Source organism: Sulfurospirillum arsenophilum NBRC 109478, assembly GCF_000813345.1.
In the GTDB taxonomy this organism is placed as follows: Bacteria; Campylobacterota; Campylobacteria; order Campylobacterales; family Sulfurospirillaceae; genus Sulfurospirillum; species Sulfurospirillum arsenophilum.
This window is the reverse complement of record NZ_BBQF01000004.1, coordinates 1-20,152: the sequence shown is the minus strand read 5'-3', so window position 1 is coordinate 20,152 and position 20,152 is coordinate 1. Positions and strand designations below refer to the sequence as shown.

The window sequence follows — 20,152 nt, the reverse complement described above, 5'->3', positions numbered from 1 at the left end:
GGATATGTATGATTAGACAATTTTTTCTCACCCATTCGCCCATTAGTGCGATGTTTACCAAAAACAGCAGTGACTTCGTGGTCAGTGAAATTCCTCTTTACCCTTTCAGTGGTGAGGGTGAGCATCTGGTTTTACATGTAAGAAAAAAAGATATGACAACATGGGATATGTTGCAGTACCTTAGTGAAGTGACAGGGTGTAAAGTCCGTGACTTTGGGTATGCAGGACTCAAAGACAAAGATGGCATGACCACACAGTACATTTCACTGCACAAAAATTTCGAGACAAAACTCGCCAATTTTACACACGATAAGATCAAAATACTCGATACTACCTACCATAACAATAAAATCCGTACAGGGCATCTCAAAGGCAATCGCTTTTTTGTGCGCCTTAAAAAAGTCAACCCAATCGATGCGCGAAAACTTCAAGATGGACTCAAAAAGATCAGCAAAGAGGGTTTCCCTAACTTCTTTGGGTATCAGCGTTTTGGTATAGATGGCGATAACTATGTTAAAGGTAAAGCAATCTTAGAAGGAAAACGTCAAGAGCGCAACCATAAGATGAAAGAATTTTTTATCAATGCTTATCAAAGTTATCTCTTTAACAACTGGCTTTCCAAGCGCATTGAGCTAAGTCGTTTGATCGAAGAATTTAACTTAGCGGATGCAACACGTGCAACGAATTTACCTAAAGAGATGGTCGATAGCCTTAAAAAACAGCCACAATTTTTCAAGTTGATGCATGGCGATGTTTTACATCATTACCCTGCTGGGAAAGCGTTTGTGTGTGAAAATGTAGAAGAAGAGTTACCGCGTTTTTTAGAGCATGGCATTACTATAGCAGGTTGGTTACTGGGTGACAAAAACATTCGAGCAGAGTATGAAGCTGGTGTGATTGAAAAGCAAATTTTTGAAGAGTGTGAACCTTTCTTAGACAAACTTAATGGAAGCAGACGTTTTGCGTGGAGCTTTGCAGAGGATGTTGAGGGCGTTTATAAAGAAGAAGAGGCTTGGTTTGAAATGCACTTTTCATTGCCTAAAGGCTCGTATGCGACCGTAATTATAGAAGAGCTAATAAAAGATACGCTATAATCCACGCTTCAAAAGGTACAGTAGGTGATTGCTTGAGAGTTTCTCTTAAGAGGAAAGTCCGGGCTGCATGTGAGACATGGTTCCGTCTAACGGACGGCTAGGGTAACCTAAGGGATTAGTGCAACAGAGAGTAAACTACCTAGAATTTTTCTAGGAAAAGGTGAAACGGTGGGGTAAGAGCCCACCAGTGCTTTAAGTAATTAAGGCAGCTATGTAAACCCAACCTGCAGCAAGAAGGGATGGTTTTGGTCTCACACACGATAAACCCTTCGCTAGAGGTCTACCGTAAGATAGATCGTAGATAAATAATCACCCACGACAGAACCCGGCTTATCGCTGTACCTTTTGTCCACAAAGCCTAAAATAAGGATGTTTTTGGAAAATCTGATTTTTTTAGCGCATGTTGTGCTTTTGATGGTACTTTCTCCTATTATTTCTCGTCTTTTTCGTATTCCTACCCCTGTTGTTGAAATTTTACTAGGCTCTTTTGCAGTTTGGATAGGTCTTTTACATGTAGACAATGATGTCTTTCGCAGTCTCGCTAAAATAGGGTTTTTCTACTTGATGTTCCTTGCTGGCCTTGAGATTGACATACAGCGGTTTTTGCACTATCGTGATCGTTTTTTAAAAAAAGCTATTTTGTATTTTATCTGTTTGTACAGTATCTCCATTATTCTTTATATTGTCTTTGGACTTTCACCTGTGTATATCGTAGCGATTCCTATCGTTTCACTCGGCATGATTATGGCGCTCATTAACCAGCATGGACGAAGCCACAAATGGTTGGAGCTTTCGCTAATTATTGGTGTTATTGGAGAATTGATTAGTATTGGGGCTCTTGTTATTTTTGATGGTGCGATTACGCATGGGCTTGGCTGGTATTTTTTCAAAAGTATTTTAATTCTTATTGCCGTTCTTTTTTCATCCTATTTCCTTTATCGCTTACTCAAAATTATCTTTTGGTGGTATCCAAATCTAAAACGTATCATCATGCCCAATAACGATACGATGCATCAAAGTTTACGCTTTAGTATGGCACTCTTTTTTGTGTTGATTGCAACGATGCAATGGCTTGAAATTGATATGGTTTTGGGCGCTTTCATCGCAGGTATTTTTATCTCTAACTTTTTTGCCCATAAAAAAGAGCTTCCACATCAACTCTCGATGTTTGGCTTTGGCTTTTTAGTTCCTCTCTTTTTTATCTTTGTTGGAACAACCCTCGATCTTAATCTTGTCTTTACCACGCATATTTTAACCCATGCACTCTGGATTGTGATAGCCATGGTGGGTGCGCGTATGGCAAGCTCATTTGCAGCATATTACAGCTATTTGGGATTGCGAAGTACAATATTATTTAGTCTTGGTGACTCGATGCCCCTTACTTTCTTGGTTGCTATTGCAACAATTGCTGTCAAAAATGGTGCGATTGGAAATGAGGAGTATGCTTCGTTTATTGTGGCTGCTTTGATGGAAGGTATTGTGATTATGACGTTGATTCAATTTTTGATGTTTATTTTCAACCGTTTTGATAAGAAGAATGAAGAAAAACTATAGCAAAAATGCCATAATGAACGTGTAAGTTTTAAAGCCCTACGCAATCTCTTTAGATGTTACAAAATATCAGCTAATTATTAACTAATTGTTAATATGATAAGATTATTAGCTAAAAAATAGATTTATGTGGAGATTGGATGCGAAGATGGCTGTTTGCTTTTTCTGGTGTGCTGAGTTTAAGCATCAATGCCTTTTGCGATAGTTCGATTGAAGGGCTTTTAAATACAATCGAAAAGAAAAGCGATCTCTCCGAAAAAACCAAGTTAGAAAACAGTGGTTTTTCTACGATTTATACTTGCAATGACCTAGCTATGATGCAAGTGCGAAACCTCAGTGATATTTTAAAATACACAATGGACGGTTATCGTACCAGCCGTTATGGTTTACCCGATCCCCTTACCTTTGGGCCTGTTCCTTTTTCTTCCAGTTTAATACGCATTTTTATTGATGACCAAGAGATTACCACTGCAATGTATGGTAGTGGTATGGTGATTCTAGGTGACTTAGACTTAGGGTTTGCCGATCATATTGAAGTGTATAATCTTTCCACCTCTTTTGCCTATTCGAGTGAGCCAACTTCCGTACTCATTCGTATTTTTTCCAAAAAAGCAGATAGAGACGGTCGAGGTAGCTTTCAAAGCATGGTCACCAGTCGTGGTGGTTCAACCCAAAATGTCCAGTATATTGGAAAAGAAAACGAAATAGACTACATAACACGTATCTCTGCATCCAATGATATACGCAAAGAGTACGAGACAAGCAAAGATGATCTTAACCGTGATGTAAAGCGTTACAATGTGTTTACAAGCATCAAAGACGAGACACAAAGTATTCTTATCAATGCCTCAAAAACCAATAAAGGCGGTTGGCTAGGGCCTAGTATGGACGCTAGTTTGGATACCTCTAAAATTACTTCAGAAGATGCACATCTGGGTTACTCTAAAACGTTTGACGATCTCAAATTTTCGATTGCGTATGATGGCTTAAAAGATCATACCTTGTATGAAGACACCCCATTGTTTTCCTATAAAGGTACACCAATTCGTAGTATTGAAAATAAAAGTCATAGCTCTGCACTTTCTACTGAGCTCAAATACGCTACCCAAATAGGTGATCATCATCTTATCACTGGAGCGAAGTATCGCGATAAAATAATCAATTTCGACTCAGTTCAGATGAATGGAAGTGATATTCCTAAAAGTGGTCTTACACGTCAATCGGTAGGTTCTCTTTTTGTAGAAGATAGTTATGCTTTTACAGACACGTTAGTAGGCACTCTGGGCGTACAAAATAGCCACGTCAATAATAATAGCGGCTATGATAGTGAAGATGTGCAGATGCTTCGTGCTGGCATTACCTATACCAATGATCACTGGACTTCTAAAAGCTTTGTGTTTCATACTGAGAGTTATATAGAGCCTTATTTGATAGGTTCCTTTTACATGAAATCGGCTTATCCTGAAAAGATGACACTTGATTCTATTGCCCAAGAGTTTAAATACGAAGAAGGCCCATCGCTTTATGAATTTTTTATAAGCTACGCTTGGATGCAAGATGCTCCTTTTGTCAATGCTGATTTACGCGTAGATACTGCCAAGGGGATCACAACACATTTTAGCTCTTACCTTCAGTATACGTACAATTATGAAGCCATGAATAAAATTTCACTGGCGTATCGCTATAAAGAGATCGATCATGCAGGGTATCTCAAAGAGTTTAGAAATCATCAAGTGGTGTTACGAAACCAAAACCGTTACCGTAAGTTCGACTTTTTTGAAGAGATGTTTGTGACACGTAGCGAATACTACAATGATACAGGCTACGATTTAACGCTTGGTGTACGCTATAACGTTAGCGATCATTTAATCATCAGTCTCAAAGGACAAAATCTTTTGAATAAAGGTGAAAAACAATATATGACACGGTTTGATTTTTCAACAATGTCATCTATGGAAACTTTAAGTATTCCTGTTCAAGAACGCATTGTCATGTTAGGGTTCGAATGGCTCTTTTAAAACAGTTTTTTGTATGGGGAATGCTTTTGTCCTTTGCTTTTGCGCAGACTCCCGAACAAGAATTGATTGTGAAAGTACTCAAACTTATCTCTATAAAAAATGTGCCTGTTGTTGTTTACGAACATAACCCTTCTATCTCTTTACAGGGAAGTACCTTTACCAACCTTGCGGGGCAATGTAGCCATGCGGATATCGTCTATGGAAGTAACTTTGAAACGTTACCACAACCCTGTAAATCACTTCCTCGCTTTTCGACAGACTATGAAATTTTTCAAAAAGATGAATATGTCATAGGCTCTTTTTACTGGCGTAAAGGTCGACCACAATTGCGTTTTGACAAAGAGCGATGTGATCGTTTTGAAATTTTCTTACCTGAAGAGTTGGTACGCTATGTTCAGTAAAATAACGTTCTCACGTCTGTTTATTTTTGTTACGATGGTTCTTTTTGTAACAACACTCTTGCTCTACCTTTTCTTTACACAGACCAAAGAAAATATCGTCACGAGTTTTGAACGCACGGGTGTGGAAGAGGTTGAAGAGATATCACGTAATATTTCGCAGTATATTTTAAATTCCAATAGCTCCATGAATCTTCATCAGGCTTTATTGGAAGATCGTGGGTTTAAAGATACTTTGGAGTATTTCCTCGCCACCTTTCAAACGCAAAGAATTAAAAATATCTTTATTGTCGATAAACCCAATGAAAATTCCATTCTTTTTCGAGTTCTCCTTGATGGTGGCAAAGAGAAGAGTGATAAGTTCCAATTTGAAGAGCTATTTGAACCTGAAAACTCATCCTGGGCGGAAGTCATACGTTTTCACGAACCTAAAGTTATTTATCAAGATAGCGTGGATGCATTATGGGCGACTTTTTTATATCCTATGGTTCAAAGAGATGGACATGTAGCCATTTTAGCTCTTGATTTCTCCAAAGAACATTACCAAAAAGTAGTTTCATCCCTTGTAGGACTTGAAGTTTTTCTCAGAACTTTAGTGCCTTTTTTATTCTTCATTTTCCTTATTATGGTGATTGTCATTCAACTGGACAATAAGAGAGAAAAAGAGAAAATAGAGGTACAAAAAGCCCTCGAAGAGCTCAATCTTACCTTAGAAGATCGCATTTCCGATGAGGTTGAAAAGAACAGACAAAAAGACCAACAACTGATTCATCAATCACGTTTGGCCTCTATGGGTGAAATGATCAATATGATTGCCCATCAATGGAGACAGCCTTTAAGTGCCATTAGTTCAACCGTGCAAGGGTTGAATTTAAAGTTGACATTGAAAAAATATGACGAAACACTGTTTAGTGAAAAATTGAGCGATGTTAATTGTTATGCACAGTATCTAAGCCAAACGATTGATGATTTTAGGCAGTTTTTTAAAACGAGTAAAGAGAAAAAAGAGGTTACGCTAGAAGAGGTCATTGAAAAAGTTTTAGGCATTATTCATGTGACCTTGGAGAATAAAAAAATTACGCTTAGCATGGATTTTCAATCTAATGAGCCTTTAATGACTTATTCTAATGAACTTATGCAGGTTTTGCTCAATTTGGTTAAAAATGCTGAAGATAGTTTAATGGAAAACAGAATAGAAAATCCGTGGATCAAAATAGCGACTTCTAAGCAGGATAGTAATCTGATTTTAGAAGTCAGTGATAATGGGGGAGGCATTCCGCATGAGATTATTGAGCGTATTTTTGATCCTTATTTTAGTACGAAGGTGCAAAAAGATGGTACAGGATTGGGACTTTATATGAGTCAAAAAATTATAGAAGAGCACTGTGGTGGAAGTTTGAGAGCATCGAACAGTTCCCAAGGGGCTGTTTTTACGATACTATTACCGCGTTGAATTCTTGAGTAATACAAAAGGGATAATGATGGAGTCAGTCTTTAAAAAATGTATTGTTGATGCCCGTAATTTAACACTATTATACGTTGAAGACAATGTTGGTGCCCGTGCAGGTTCGATGTTGATTTTTGAAGAATTTTTTGGACATGTCATCGAAGCTGTTGATGGTGAAGATGGATTGGAAAAGTTTAAACAGAACCATGTTGACTTAATTATTACCGATATAAATATGCCAATATTGAATGGCCTTGAGATGGCAGAACGCATTCGAAAAATGAGTCCACAAACACCTATTTTGATTCTCTCTGCGTATAATGAAGCGGAGTATTTTATTGAGAGTATTCGCTTAGGTGTTGAGGGGTATCTTCTTAAACCTGTCGAAATAGGGCAATTTATGGAAGTTTTAGGAAGAGTCATTGAGAAGATTCATCTAAGATCCGAACACGACAAGTTGCAAACACTTCTAACACAGTATGTTGAAATAACCGATAAAAGCGCCATTGTCTCCAAAACAGATAAAGAGGGTGTTATTACCTATGTCAATGATGCTTTTTGTACGATTTCTGGATTTTCGCGCGATGAAGTCATTGGTGAGAAACATAGCATCGTTAGCCACAAAGATACGCCACAACAACTTTTCAAAGAGCTTTGGGAAACTATAAGCAGTGGTGAAATGTGGCAAGGAATTATTAAAAACCGTTGTAAAAATGGGAGCAGTTATTACATCAAAACAGCGATTAAACCTATTTTCAATCCTCAAGGTGAAGTAGTTGAGTACATAGCGCTTTACAATGACATTACAGAAGTAATGAACCCCAAAAAGCAACTTTTTGACTATATTAACAGTACTCCAGAGGCGGTTGTTGTTCTTTTGAAAATCGAAGATTTTTCAACGGTGGAAGATTTTTACAGCAACGATTTGGTTGATCTTTTAGAGCACATTTTAGGCGAGAAGCTTTTAGAAGGCATTACCAAAGAGTGTCCTTTTGGAAAAATTTATACGTTGGGTTTTGGAGAGTATGCTTTAGCGATCGATAAGAACAAATGCCCACTGAGTGTTGATATGTTGGGTCAAAAAATTAAAGAGCTTTTAAAAACCATTGAAGCATCGACCATTCATCTTAATGAGATTGAGTACAGTGCTTCGTTATTGGCTAGTTTAGCGTATGGTGGCAAAGAGCCTTACCAAAGTGCTCATTTTGGCATCAAAAAAGCAGAACGCGCTAAGATTAATTTTATAGTTGCAACAGACTTAATTTTAGAGATGCAAGCTCAAGCACAGGTTAATATGGGGATCATTGTTGCGGTTAAAAAAGCACTGAGTTCTTCAGGAATTATCTCTTATTTTCAGCCCATTATTGACAATAAAACACGCAAAATTGCTAAATTTGAATCATTGGTAAGACTGGTAGATGATAACCATAATTTGTGGTTTCCCTCCGACTTCTTGGAAATATCGAAAAAAGGGCGTTACTACACTCAAATAACCCAACAAGTTCTAAATAATTCATTTCAAGCACTCTATGAAACGGAAGCTGGAATTACGATCAACCTTTCTGCTGTGGATATTGAAGAGCAAGTCACACGTCAAAAGATCATCAATCTTTTGGACTTGCATAAAGAGCATACGCATAGAATCACGTTTGAGCTTTTAGAAGATGCGAATGTCAAAGAGTTTGAAACAATCAAAGAGTTTATTAAAGAGGTTAAAGCATGCGGTGTTTCGATTGCCATTGATGATTTCGGCAGTGGATATTCTAATTTTGAGAGACTGCTTGATTATGAACCCGATATTATCAAGATTGACGGAAGCTTGGTCAAAAATATCGCAACCGATGATTATTCGATATCTATTGTTAAAACGATTGTTAGTTTTGCCAATGAACATGACATCAAAACGGTTGCTGAGTTTGTTGAAAATGAAGCAATCTTTAACATTCTAAAAGAACTTGGTGTTGATTATTCGCAAGGGTATTACTTTAGTAAGCCAAAATTGTTGGAAGAATACAAAGGCATAGTGGGGTTTTAAAACGACCTCTTTGGGTACTTGAAAAAACCAATAAATCAGAGTACAATTGTCCTTAATAGTTCGTGCTAGGAGGGCTGGTAAACCAGCTGAGATAAAGAATGGTGATTCTTTGATCCTTATACCAAGCGTATGTGCTTGATATGCACCTGATCTGGGTAATGCCAGCGTAGGAAAGCTCAATCAAACCAACACACCTCCTCATTTAAGCCCTCCCACGATCTTCATCATTTTTACATGTAAGCGTTACATGTAAACGCAATTCAACCTATTTTTCGAGGAAAAAGCATGAAACATTGTTTAACCATAGCAGGCTCAGACAGCTGTGGCGGAGCGGGCATCCAAGCCGATCTTAAAGCCTTTAGTGCCAATGGAACGTATGGCATGAGCGTTATCACCGCGATTACGGCGCAAAATACCCAAGGTGTTTTTGATGTACAAGACATTAATCCCTCTGTGATAGAACATCAAATCGAAGCGATTTTTGACGACATTCGTGTGGATGCTGTAAAAATTGGTATGGTTTCTCGTCCTGAAACGATAGAAATTATCGCTTCGACGCTTAAAAAATACTCTTTACCACCTCTTGTCATTGACCCTGTGATGATCTCTAAAAGTGGGTATGACCTTTTACAACCCGAAGCCAAAAAGGCGCTTATCGAAATTCTTTTGCCGATGGCTACGCTTATCACTCCCAATCTTCCCGAAGCAGAAGTAATCGTAGGCTATAAAATTGATACGATTGAATTGATGCAAAAAGCTGCCCTTGATCTGCATAAATTGGGTTGTAAGTATGTGCTGGTTAAAGGAGGGCATTTGGAAAATGATGCCACCGACGTGCTTTACGATGGCAAAGCGTTTCATCTTTTACACTCCAAACGTTTAGAGACGATTAACACGCATGGTACGGGTTGTACGCTCTCATCTGCCATTGCTGCAAACCTAGCAAAGGGAATAAGCGTAAAGGCGGCAGTTGAGGAAGCCAAAGCGTATATCACCGAAGCGATTACGCATGGATTTAAACTAGGCCATGGCGTAGGGCCAGTGCACCATTTTTACGCACTTTACAAAAAAGCAGGGATTGAGTCATGATGGAAGAAAAAACAAGTTTAAGTGGTTTTGGATTGTTCGCACTCTGGTTTGGTGCGGCAGTCTCGATGGCAGAGATTTTTACAGGTGGTCTTTTAGCGCCACTTGGATTTAGTGAAGGCTTAAAAGCAATTCTTTTAGGACATCTTATCGGCGGTCTGATTTTGATTTTGGGCGGTTACATCGGAGCCAAAAGCAAGCTTCCCTCCATCATGTCCACGCGCATCTCATTTGGGCGTTATGGCTCATACCTTTTTTCACTTCTCAATGTACTTCAACTCATCGGCTGGACAGCGGTGATGATCATTTCAGGTGGGCGTGCTGCCAATGAGCTAGGCATTAGCTTGTTTGGATTTGATAGCATTAATACGTGGGCGATTGCGATTGGCATTTTTATAGGGCTTTGGATTTGGCTTGGAAAAGTGGGGTTTCAAAAACTCAATGTTGTAGCGGTTGTTCTTCTTTTTGCACTGACACTGGTGTTGTGTGGCGTTGTGTTTCAAGAGGGAAGCATTTTACATGTAAAGCCAACTGATGAGATGAGTTTTGGCGCTGCTTTAGAGCTTAGCATCATTATGCCGCTTTCGTGGTTGCCGTTGATTTCGGACTATACACGCTTTTCAAAGAGTAAAAAAGGTGGACTTATCGGCAGTTTTACGGGCTATTTTATCGGTAGTTCACTCATGTATGCCATTGGTCTAGCCATAGCACTTTATGCACAAGACGCCAGTGTGGGAACGATGATGATGGCATTGCATTTAGGTTTTGCCGCTCTTGGCATCGTACTTCTCTCCACCATTACGACGACATTTCTAGATGCTTACTCCGCAGGTGTCACTTTTACCAATATCTTCCCCCAAATGAGCGAGCGCAAGATTGCACTTGTGATGGCCGTTCTTGGTCTTTTGGTCGCACTGTTTACGCCTATAGAACAGTATGAGAATTTTCTGTATGCGATAGGTTCTGTTTTTGGGCCACTGTTTGCGATTGTGCTCAGTGATTATTTTATCTTTAAAAAAGTACAGATTGAGCCTACTTTAGCTTTACATGTAGGATCACTCATTGTTTGGGCTATGGGTGTGGTGCTTTATTATCAGTTCATAACGCTTGATTTACCTTTGGGCTCAACCCTTCCAACGATGCTTGCAACGAGCATCATTTTTATCATCACTAAAAAGGTTATGACATCATGGACATGCAAGAGCAATTAAAAGAGGTATTTGAAGCTTTACAAAACAAGCGCGCTTTAATCCATCACATTACCAATTATGTCACGGTCAATGACTGCGCCAATGTTGTTTTAGCCATTGGTGCTTCCCCGATTATGGCAGATGAGATCAGCGAAGTTGAAGAGATGGTCAGCATTTGCAATGCGCTGGTGCTTAACATCGGAACATCCAATGAGCGAACCATTGCTTCGATGCTCAAAGCTGGTAAGACAGCAAACGCCAAAGGCATTCCTGTAGTGCTTGACCCCGTTGGTGTGGGTGCAACAACGTTTCGCCGCCAAAGTGTTGAAAAGCTGATGGAGGCGATCTCTTTTAGCGTTATCAGAGGCAATATGGCTGAGATCAAAACCATTGCAGGGCTTGAAGCGAAAAGTGCAGGGGTTGACTCCTTGGAAGAGGAGAGCGATGGCGCTAAAATCGCTTTTACTCTAGCGAAGAAATTGGGTTGTGTGATCGCGATTACGGGTAAAATTGACATCGTATCGGATGGCATGAGCACGTATGCCCTTGAAAATGGCAATGTAGCTCTCACTAAGCTGACTGGAACAGGGTGCATGAGCACCTCACTCATTGGTAGTTTTTTAGGTGCTTCAAACAATTCCCTTGCAAGTGCAATAGCTGGTATTTTAACTATGTCTATTGCGGGTGAAGTAGCGGATAAAAGCAAAGGAATGGACACCTTTCACACGTCACTGCTCGATGCAATAAGCCAAATGGATGCGAAGTGTATAATCAACAAAGCCAAGATAGGCTTCATTAAATAATAAAAATTATTATTTAATATCTATTTTAGTTTTAATGATGTAAGATTATTCCATTACCATCAAAGGAGTAAATCATGGCAAGAGTCGGAAATTCTATTATTAAAGGTATTGAGGTTCAAGAGATCATTACAACACTAAATCGTGCGTATGCCGATGAGTGGTTAGCGTACTATCAGTATTTCATTGAAGCAAAAGTCGTTAAAGGATTGATGAAAGATGCGGCGATTGCTGAGCTTGTTCAACATGCAGCCGATGAATTGCGACATGCCACGATGATAGCCGATCGTATCATCCAATTGGGCGGTGCTCCACTTCTCCATCCAGCAGATTGGCTCAAACAGAGCAACTGTGGTTACGATGCTCCCAATGATTTTGATGTCGTTGCCATTTTAAATGACTCCATCAAAGGTGAGCAGTGCGCGATTGCGACTTACTCAAGCATTGTTGATCTTACACGCAATAAAGACATCGTTACCTACGATATCGTGTCGCAGATTTTGGCGGATGAAGTTATGCACGAAGAAGACCTTCAAAACTTGCACGATGATATTACTGAATTTATCAGTGATCTTAAAAAATCGATGAAGTAATAAAGGTGTAGGTATGATCGATGTCACGTTAGAGCAGTTCATACCTGCCTTTCTTCTTACTCTTTTTGCGGGACTTAGCACGGGATTTGGCGCACTTATCGCCTTTTTTTCCAAAAACAAAAGCCACACTTTTTTATCAATTGGTTTAGGGTTTTCAGCAGGCGTGATGGTTTATGTCTCGTTTGTTGAGATTCTTTATAAATCAAAAATAGCATTTACTACGATCTATGCGAGTCCCATCATTGGGGAGTCTTTAGCGTTGGTCTGTTTCTTTGGAGGCATTGGCATTAGTGCGCTGATTGATTATTTTATTCCCGATGATGTCAATCCGCATGAGCCAAAATCCAACAAAGAGCTGAGTGTTCTCAAAGAGGGTTATCAAGAGACATTACTCAAAGATTCTGCACTTAAACGTACAGGTATTTTTACAGCCCTTGCGATTGGAATTCATAATTTTCCAGAGGGCTTTGCCACATTCATTGCGGCACTTGATAATGTTCAAATTGGTTTAACCATAGCACTTGCCATTGCCATTCACAATATACCAGAAGGGATGGCCGTCTCTTTGCCCATCTACCATGCGACAGGAAACCGTAAGAGTGCGTTTTGGTATGCCTTTACTTCTGGGCTGGCAGAACCTATAGGCGCACTTGTTGGATTTTTTCTTTTACTTCCCATTATGGGAGAACTAACCCTTGGGATTACCTTTGGCATTGTAGCGGGCATTATGGTGTATATCTCGTTTGATGAACTGTTACCTTCTGCTAGAGTGTATGGAAATGCCCATACAACGATTTTAGGCATTGTGCTTGGAATGATGGTAATGGCAGTGAGTTTGGTTGCTTTTAAATTGATCTGATTCTTCAAAAATTGCTAAAGATACCAATAAAATTGTTGATAGTGTTGAAGAAATTGCAAGTGCTGCGGATCATCTCTCTAAATTGGCGGAAAATCTCAACCAAAAACTAAGCCAGTTTAAATAAACTCTCTGCATTTTCCAATGGTCTCATGCAAGGTGAAGACCATTGGTTCTTTCATAATTACTATGCTCCAAATAAACGTTTCCAATGTTCACATTTATTAATATGTTTAATAAATGTCACATTATTTTGACGAAATATAAGGAGTATTAGGAAATATTTAGGTTATACTTCCTGCTAAATTTTTGATGAAAAGGAACATGTATGTTTGGACATAGCAAAGTAGTATTGCAAGAAAGTAACGAGCGACTTACTCAGGAAAATGAACGCCTTAAGGAAGAGAACATTAGCTTACAAAGCAAGTTAGAAACACTACTTCACGCCGAGTCAAAAACACAAGTCACATTGAGTGAAAATCGCCTCAAAACAGAGCTTATTAACAGTATGCTTGGAGGATGTGGAAACAGTGTCAAAGAGATTCAGCATGATATCGAGCAAAATCTTGAAGCTTCTAAAGAGATCGTTCAGATCAGTAGTTCAACGGTAGAGAGTATTTCAAATCTTAATGCTATTTCTAGTAATCTTTTAGACTCACTTTCACAGATTTCTCACTCTTCATCAGAATCACGTAACATGGCGGAAAATCTACATCACAGTGTCGATGAAATTGCGAGTGTTATAAACCTTATTAAAGATATTTCAGATCAAACCAATTTACTAGCACTCAATGCTGCCATTGAAGCAGCGCGTGCAGGTGAGCATGGTCGAGGTTTTGCCGTTGTTGCTGATGAAGTGCGTAAGCTTGCTGAGCGAACTCAAAAAGCGACTGCTGAAGTGGAGATGAACATCAACGTTCTCAAACAAAATGCCAATTTGATGTTCAAACAAAATGAAGAGATTGAAGGTGTTGCTGTAGAGTCAAATCAACATATTGAAAACTTTAAAATTGAATTTGATGCTTTACAAAACAGTGCTTCAATCATTCAAAATGACTCTCAACATATTAGCTTTGAAGTTTTTACCGCACTTGCTAAACTCGACCACGTTCTCTTTAAGGTTTCAGGATACGGCTCCGTTTTTGATCAAGAGCATAAAGAACTAAGTGATCATACCAATTGTCGTTTGGGTAAATGGTACGCAGGTGTTGGCAAAGAGAATTTTAGTGCAACAACAGCGTTTAAAGCTTTGGAAGAGCCTCATAAAGTTGTCCACAGTGAGATTAATCAAGCGATTAAATGTGTGAAAGGGGGTACCTGTTTAAACGATATTAATGTCGTCATTAACCATTTTGCTAAGGCAGAAGATTCTTCCAAAAAACTGTTTGGTTTACTGAACCAAATGTTGGAAGAAAAAAAGAAAAACGCATAGGAAGTCTGCTTGAAATTTGAGTTTTTAGGAACAGCAGACACGGGTGGTATTCCTCTGCACCAGTGTCATTGTGCGATTTGTGAAGAGGCAAGACTAAATGGAATAAACAATCGCTCCACCAGTGCTTACTTGGAACTGGATGATGGGAGTGTCATCCTCTTTGATGCAGGGGATGATCTTTTGAGTGAGAAGTTCAATACGACACGTATCAGGGCAGTTTTTCTTACCCACTTTCATGCTGACCACTGTTTAGGTCTCATTCGCCTTCGCAAATCAGTCGATACGATTACGTGTTATATTCCCGATGACATCCAAGGGTTTGGCGATCTTTTTATCCATAAAGATTCCATGGAGTATCATGTTCTTCAACCGTTTGAGTCTATTGAAATTGCAGGTATTAAAATTGTTGCTGTTCCTCTGCTTCATTCTAAGCTGACACATGGCTATGTTATCTTTACATGTAAAGGTGTTGTAGCGTATTTGACGGATTGTGCGAGCATCCCTTTGGAGTCACTTGCTTATTTGCAAAGCCAAACGATAGACCATCTTTTTATTGATGCGGCTTATACACCATGGTTTGAGTCGAAAAAGCATTTAAACTGGGAGAGTGCAGGGGAATATATAGAGAGAATTAAACCAAAAAATGGCTATTTGATTCATGCGAGTTGCAAAACCTTACTTCCTTTGCATGAAAAGAAAATAAGGTCGAAATACCCTTATATTGATAAGGGTTTTAGTATAGAGGTGTGAAGAGGCTTACTCTTCATCCTCATCGTCTTCAAACTCTTCTTCTTCCTCTTCGAAATAGATGTTATCTTCATTGCCATCATAGTTATAATCACTTCGAGAAATTGGATCATCTTCGTCTTCATCAAATTCATCGTCTTCGTCTATTTCCTCTTCATACTCATCTTCACTCATTAAGATATCTTCGACCTTGTCGAGGAACGCATCGATATCTCCTGTGAAGAGGTGTTCAAACCGCATTGCATCGAGGATAAATTCACTCGAACAACCGCTTTCTAAAAGGAGTTCTTTCAAGTCACGCATACTTTTTCACCTTTGCTTTTTTTGCAATTCTACACTAATTTTGAATGTTTTTCAATTGTATTTCGTAAGATTCAAAGAGCTCATCATGGTTTACATGTAACGTCTCAAATTGCTCGTAAAGCTTTTCAAGTACCTCTTCATCGCTCTTTAGCTCTTTAGAGAGCCGTTGCAATTCACCAATGTCATTTCCTGATGAACATGCAATGAGTGCTTCATTTTTGGCTTTGATACCTTCTTCAAGTTTCATAATTTTGGCTTCACACTGCTCAATCTGCTTTTTAAGTGGAGAGATTTTGGTACTTCTTTCTTGAATAAGCTTGGTGCGAAGTTTTTTGCTCTCATTATAATCGCTATTGACAACTTTCTTAGGTGCCGTATCACTCTCTTCTTCCCAACCAATTTTTTCTAAAAATTCATCGTAATTGCCATCAAAAAATTCAGCTTTATCATGGTGGAAGATGATGAGCGCATCGGCAAGTTCACGAAGCATCATCTCCGAGTGGGTAACAAGAATGGTTGAGCCTTCAAAGCTTTTGATGGCATCGCACAGTGAGTCAATAGAGTACATATCAAGGTGGTTGGTTGGTTCATCCAAAAAGAGAAGGTTGGCAGGGGTTGCGATGATCTTTCCAAGCATAACACGACTTCGCTCACCTCCTGAGAGAATACTAATCTCTTTTTCACCCATCTTTCCACTAAACATCATTCCTCCACAGATGGCACGAACACGCGTGATGCCTAAAAGTGGATCGACTTCATAAATTTCATCGATGATGCTGTTCTTTGTGTTCAGCCTTTGGATGTTGGTTTGCCCAAAGTGAGCAAAAACAGTCTCTGGATGGAAGTTGAGAATGCCTTGTTGTAGTGGTAATTCACCTGCTAAAACATTTAAAAGCGTTGATTTTCCTTTACCATTTCTACCGATGATGGCTAGGCATTTTCCTTTTTCAAGTTTAAACGAGAGGTTTTGAAAAAGTGGTTGTGTCGGGTCATATCCAAATCCAATATTTTGGGCATCAAGTACAAACTTGGCAGGTGTTTTTTTATAGTTAAATGAAAAAGAGAGATTGCTCTCCTCTTCAAGATCATCCATTTCTCCCATTTTTTCAAGCTGTTTGGCTTTGCTTTGCGCCATGACTGCTTTGGAAGCACGTGCTTTTTGGCGTGTTACAAAGTCTTCAAGTTCCGCACGCTTTTTATCGAGATTGGCTTTGGTTTTAAGGTAACGCTCATCGTCTTCTTCGAGTTTGGCATAGTATTTGTGACTGTTGCCTTCAATGATCATCAAACTCTTACGACGAAGTCCCATGGTGTGCGTTGTAACAGCATCCATAAAATCACGATCGTGCGTGATAAGAATAATCTCGCCCTTAAACTCTCGTAAAAAGGTTTTTAACCAACGCATAGAGATGATGTCAAGGTAGTTAGTGGGTTCATCCAACAGTAAAAGGGAAGGGTTGGTAGCAAGGAGTTTGACCAAATTCATACGAATTTGATAGCCTCCTGAAAAGCTCGTCGGATCTTTGTCCAAATCTTCTTGACTAAAGCCTAAGCCAAAAAGCATCTTCTCGATTTTATAGGTATCAAACGCTTCATCCCCATGCAGAACAGAGGCACACTCCGCTCGTACGGTTTTATAGGTAAACTGAATATGCTGGCGAAGCGTACCAATGGTGTAATTTTTAGGAATGAGAATATCGCCAGAATCAGCTTCTTCTTCGCCCAAAAGAATTTTAAAGAGGGTGGATTTACCCGAACCATTACGGCCGACAAAGCCTATTTTATTGCCTTTTGTGAGCATAAAACTAATGTTTTCAAAAAGGGTCTGTGCACCAAAGTGCTTCGAAAGATTTGAGACTTGAATCATATGGAGAACTCATTACATGTAAAGATTTATGCCTTTAAAAAGGCGAGTGGTATTATAAAAAAAGTTTTGCAAGAACTTGATTAAACGGGATGAATAATTTTACCTCAAAGGAGGCAAAACTATTCTGATTTTTTATTAATGGTGTTGAGCGTGTCTAGGATAGACTCTTTTTTGGCAGAACCATCAGGTCCAGAGATACGCATTGTAAATTCAACACGACCATTTTTTTCACGACCCTCTGCTGTATCGTTGCTTGCAATAGGTTTTGTCTCTCCATAACCCGCAGAGCTTAAGCGATCTTTGGCAATGCCATTGCGAACAAGAACACGAATAACCGCGTTTGCGCGAGCAGTGGAGAGTTCAAGGTTGTCTTGGAATTTAGAACCACTTGGAAGTGCCGTCGTGTCCGTATAGCCTTTGACAATAACTTCAACATTTTTAGGAAGCATTGCAATAATGTCTGAAACACGTTTTAAGAAAAGCATTGAATCACTGTTAATAATTTCAGCAGAACCTGGTGCAAAAAGCATTTTAGTTGGAAGTTTTAAAATAGCACCATCGATTTTTTGCTCAAGAGCACCTTCGCCAATGTTCATTTTCTCGATCATTTGAGCTAAACGTGCAATCTCTTCAAGTTGAGCGGAAGATCCGCCAGAATTGCCTTTGTCTTTATCTTTCGCTGCTTCACCCGATTTGACGGCCATGCTCATAACAGGGGTTGCTTCTTCGGGTTTGGCACTGTAGTCATAGATTTTGACGAACTCTTCTTTAAGAGCTTTCATCTTTTCAGTATTAACAGAGGCAAGTGCGTAAAGAGCGATAAAAAGTGCCAAAAGTAAACTGAGAAAGTCAGCATAAGGTACTGCCCATTTTTCTCCAGCAGGACACTCTGTTGGTTTACACTTTTTTTTACCCACGTACGTTCCTTATGATTTATCGAATTGGCTTTTTTTCTCTTCAAGTGGAGAGAGATAATTGAGTAATTTCATTTCAAGTGTACGAGGATTGTCACCGTGCGAAATTCCTAAAATACCTGCCAAAATAACATGTTTTTCTTTGATAAAATCGTGTGATTTTGCTTTGAGTTTATTTCCCCAAGGTCCCATGAAAATGTATGCACCTGCAATACCTGTAACGGTTGCGGTAAACGCACCTGCAATACCTGCTGCCATTTCAGCTGGATTGTCCAGTTTTTGAAGTGCCAAGATAAGACCCAAAACCGCACCAATCAGACCAATAACGGGGCATGATTCGCCAGCAAGTAACCAGTAGTGCGCTGCTCCGTGGTAATACTCTGCAGTCTCTTCGATAAGAACTTCCAGTGTCTCTTCAATTTCATGCGCTTCTACGCCATCAACTGCCATACTAAGACCTTTTTTGAAGAACTCATCTTCCATCAAGTTGGCATGTGATTCAAGGGCTAGGATGCCATCACGTCTAGCGATAATAGCAAAATCAATAATTTGTTTAATACGCTCATGCAGATTAACTGGTGATTTTTTAAAAACAATCTTAAATTCTTTAAAAGCGGCTCTTACATATTCTGGTGCAGTTCCCGTCATAGCGGAAGCCATAGCGGTAGGTACAACAATAATAAACGAAGTAATGTGAAGAACATGGATAGGATTTCCACCTTCCATAATATCCCCAACGGCAATGGCGGTAATTGAAATCACCATGCCCAAGATGACGGTTAAGTCCATATAGTTTGCTCCAAGAATAATATTCAAACGCTTTCAAGCATTATCGGTTAAAATACAAAAAACTTTACATGTAAAGCAATGATATAACAATATTCCTTATATCTGTGTTGCTATTTTTAGCTCTTTTTGGATTGAAAAACGTATTTGTTGTATAATGGCACAAAACTGCAAAAGGAGGAAAAACGAAGTATGAATGAATATGACTCATGCGAAAATCCATCCAATAAACCTTTAAGTTGTAAAGCAGAATCACGTTGTACCAAATTTCTTGATGTTGCTTATCGTCTTTTTTTAGAAAATGGTTATGAAAAAGTAAGCATGAATGACATCGTAAAGCACGCTGGAGGTTCACTAGCTACACTTTATAAACATTTTGGTAATAAAGAGCAGCTCTTTATTTATGTATTGGAGCAAAAGACGGAAGAACTCTTCGGTGAGTGGGGACGTCAGAGTGTTTGTTATTCCGGACGTGTTGAAGCCTTTTTGACGATGATTGGAAAGTCTTATTTAGAGTTAGTTGCCGATGATGATGCTATTTTATTTTATCGACTCATTGTTTCATTAGGTTATTTGGATGAGACAATACTGACAAAACAAACCATTCTAAATTTGATGATGCTTCCTATAGATGTTATTGCAGAGTATTTTGAAAATGAAAAAAAGAGTGGACGTATTGATGTAGAAGATACAACATTGTGCGCACATCAGTTTTTAAATGCGCTTGAAGAGCCTTTTATGTTTTCAAGAGTTTTAGGCGTTGAGACAGATGTTTCAGAAAAAACACGTCTAAAAGCACTCACTCAACTTGTTAAAATTTTCTGTCGCGGATTAGGTATTTCCCAATAATTACTTTTTTTACGGTTAAGGAAAAATAACTTGACTTATTTAGTTTTTGTGACTATAATTCGCTCATAAAATGTAATGTAATCTACATTACACTAATTAATGGAGCTCAAAAATGACTAAAAACAGAGTATATATGACGTATGCAAGATACGCCTTGGTAGCGACATTGGGCGCTTTTTTAGTAGC

General features: G+C 39.0%; 18 protein-coding genes and 1 other RNA gene. 15 read left to right on the top strand and 4 right to left on the bottom strand.

What is annotated here, in order from left to right; genetic code table 11:
- Window positions 1–8 precede the first annotated feature (8 nt).
- The 14 genes from truD to SAR02S_RS10420 all read left to right on the top strand — a co-directional run bounded on the left by truD (window position 9) and on the right by SAR02S_RS10420 (window position 15,250).
- Window positions 9–1,094 (top strand): tRNA pseudouridine(13) synthase TruD, encoded by a 1,086-nt coding sequence (gene truD / locus SAR02S_RS10480; protein WP_041959533.1) that lies wholly within the window; start codon window positions 9–11, stop codon window positions 1,092–1,094.
- Between the two features lie 12 nt (window positions 1,095–1,106).
- An RNA gene (rnpB, locus tag SAR02S_RS13300) (RNase P RNA component class A) lies at window positions 1,107–1,443 on the top strand.
- A gap of 26 nt (window positions 1,444–1,469) precedes the next feature.
- Window positions 1,470–2,648 carry a cation:proton antiporter gene (locus SAR02S_RS10475; RefSeq protein ID WP_052433608.1) on the top strand — a complete coding sequence of 393 codons (1,179 nt, stop codon included), beginning with the start codon at window positions 1,470–1,472 and terminating at the stop codon, window positions 2,646–2,648.
- Window positions 2,649–2,785: 137 nt separating this feature from the next.
- Window positions 2,786–4,663, top strand: a complete 1,878-nt coding sequence (locus SAR02S_RS10470) for a TonB-dependent receptor domain-containing protein (protein ID WP_041959529.1) — start codon at window positions 2,786–2,788, stop codon at window positions 4,661–4,663.
- Complete coding sequence (locus SAR02S_RS10465) at window positions 4,651–5,064, top strand: hypothetical protein (protein WP_041959526.1); 414 nt, start codon at window positions 4,651–4,653, stop codon at window positions 5,062–5,064. Before SAR02S_RS10470 ends, SAR02S_RS10465 begins: the two co-directional genes overlap by 13 nt.
- Window positions 5,054–6,514 carry a sensor histidine kinase gene (locus SAR02S_RS10460; RefSeq protein WP_052433607.1) on the top strand — a complete coding sequence of 487 codons (1,461 nt, stop codon included), beginning with the start codon at window positions 5,054–5,056 and terminating at the stop codon, window positions 6,512–6,514. Before SAR02S_RS10465 ends, SAR02S_RS10460 begins: the two co-directional genes overlap by 11 nt.
- A gap of 28 nt (window positions 6,515–6,542) precedes the next feature.
- Window positions 6,543–8,543, top strand: a complete 2,001-nt coding sequence (locus tag SAR02S_RS10455; RefSeq protein ID WP_052433606.1) for an EAL domain-containing protein — start codon at window positions 6,543–6,545, stop codon at window positions 8,541–8,543.
- Window positions 8,544–8,828: 285 nt separating this feature from the next.
- Window positions 8,829–9,632, top strand: a complete 804-nt coding sequence (thiD, locus tag SAR02S_RS10450) for a bifunctional hydroxymethylpyrimidine kinase/phosphomethylpyrimidine kinase (protein WP_041959524.1) — start codon at window positions 8,829–8,831, stop codon at window positions 9,630–9,632.
- On the top strand, window positions 9,629–10,840 hold the full coding sequence (gene cytX / locus SAR02S_RS10445; protein ID WP_041959523.1) for a putative hydroxymethylpyrimidine transporter CytX: 1,212 nt from the start codon (window positions 9,629–9,631) through the stop codon (window positions 10,838–10,840). The genes thiD and cytX overlap by 4 nt, the downstream gene beginning before the upstream one ends.
- Window positions 10,825–11,622 carry a hydroxyethylthiazole kinase gene (gene thiM, locus SAR02S_RS10440; protein ID WP_232294041.1) on the top strand — a complete coding sequence of 266 codons (798 nt, stop codon included), beginning with the start codon at window positions 10,825–10,827 and terminating at the stop codon, window positions 11,620–11,622. Before cytX ends, thiM begins: the two co-directional genes overlap by 16 nt.
- 74 nt (window positions 11,623–11,696) lie before the next feature.
- Complete coding sequence (locus tag SAR02S_RS10435) at window positions 11,697–12,212, top strand: ferritin-like domain-containing protein (protein ID WP_041959521.1); 516 nt, start codon at window positions 11,697–11,699, stop codon at window positions 12,210–12,212.
- Window positions 12,213–12,228: 16 nt separating this feature from the next.
- A complete protein-coding gene (zupT, locus tag SAR02S_RS10430; RefSeq protein ID WP_041959959.1) occupies window positions 12,229–13,071 on the top strand; it encodes a zinc transporter ZupT in 843 nt (280 codons plus the stop codon).
- Window positions 13,072–13,396: 325 nt separating this feature from the next.
- Window positions 13,397–14,500 carry a methyl-accepting chemotaxis protein gene (locus tag SAR02S_RS13685; RefSeq protein ID WP_041959519.1) on the top strand — a complete coding sequence of 368 codons (1,104 nt, stop codon included), beginning with the start codon at window positions 13,397–13,399 and terminating at the stop codon, window positions 14,498–14,500.
- A gap of 9 nt (window positions 14,501–14,509) precedes the next feature.
- Window positions 14,510–15,250: an MBL fold metallo-hydrolase gene (locus tag SAR02S_RS10420; RefSeq protein ID WP_041959517.1), complete on the top strand. Its 741-nt coding sequence runs from the start codon at window positions 14,510–14,512 to the stop codon at window positions 15,248–15,250.
- A gap of 6 nt (window positions 15,251–15,256) precedes the next feature.
- Here SAR02S_RS10420 and SAR02S_RS10415 read toward each other — a convergent pair whose 3' ends face one another.
- The 4 genes from SAR02S_RS10415 to motA all read right to left on the bottom strand — a co-directional run bounded on the left by SAR02S_RS10415 (window position 15,257) and on the right by motA (window position 19,120).
- Window positions 15,257–15,550 (bottom strand): hypothetical protein, encoded by a 294-nt coding sequence (locus SAR02S_RS10415; protein ID WP_041959515.1) that lies wholly within the window; start codon window positions 15,548–15,550, stop codon window positions 15,257–15,259.
- 34 nt (window positions 15,551–15,584) lie between these two features.
- Window positions 15,585–17,417, bottom strand: coding sequence for an ABC-F family ATP-binding cassette domain-containing protein (locus SAR02S_RS10410; protein WP_041959513.1), 1,833 nt, complete (start codon window positions 17,415–17,417; stop codon window positions 15,585–15,587).
- A 119-nt stretch (window positions 17,418–17,536) separates the two neighbouring features.
- The gene (motB, locus tag SAR02S_RS10405) at window positions 17,537–18,334 is read right to left on the bottom strand and encodes a flagellar motor protein MotB (RefSeq protein WP_041959511.1); all 798 of its coding nucleotides are present in this window, start codon (window positions 18,332–18,334) and stop codon (window positions 17,537–17,539) included.
- A gap of 9 nt (window positions 18,335–18,343) precedes the next feature.
- The gene (gene motA / locus SAR02S_RS10400) at window positions 18,344–19,120 is read right to left on the bottom strand and encodes a flagellar motor stator protein MotA (RefSeq protein WP_041959509.1); all 777 of its coding nucleotides are present in this window, start codon (window positions 19,118–19,120) and stop codon (window positions 18,344–18,346) included.
- Between the two features lie 189 nt (window positions 19,121–19,309).
- Between motA and SAR02S_RS13680 the strand changes: the two genes are divergently transcribed.
- Entirely contained in the window at window positions 19,310–19,966 is a 657-nt protein-coding gene (locus tag SAR02S_RS13680; protein ID WP_041959507.1) for a TetR/AcrR family transcriptional regulator, read from the top strand.
- Window positions 19,967–20,152: the final 186 nt, after the last annotated feature.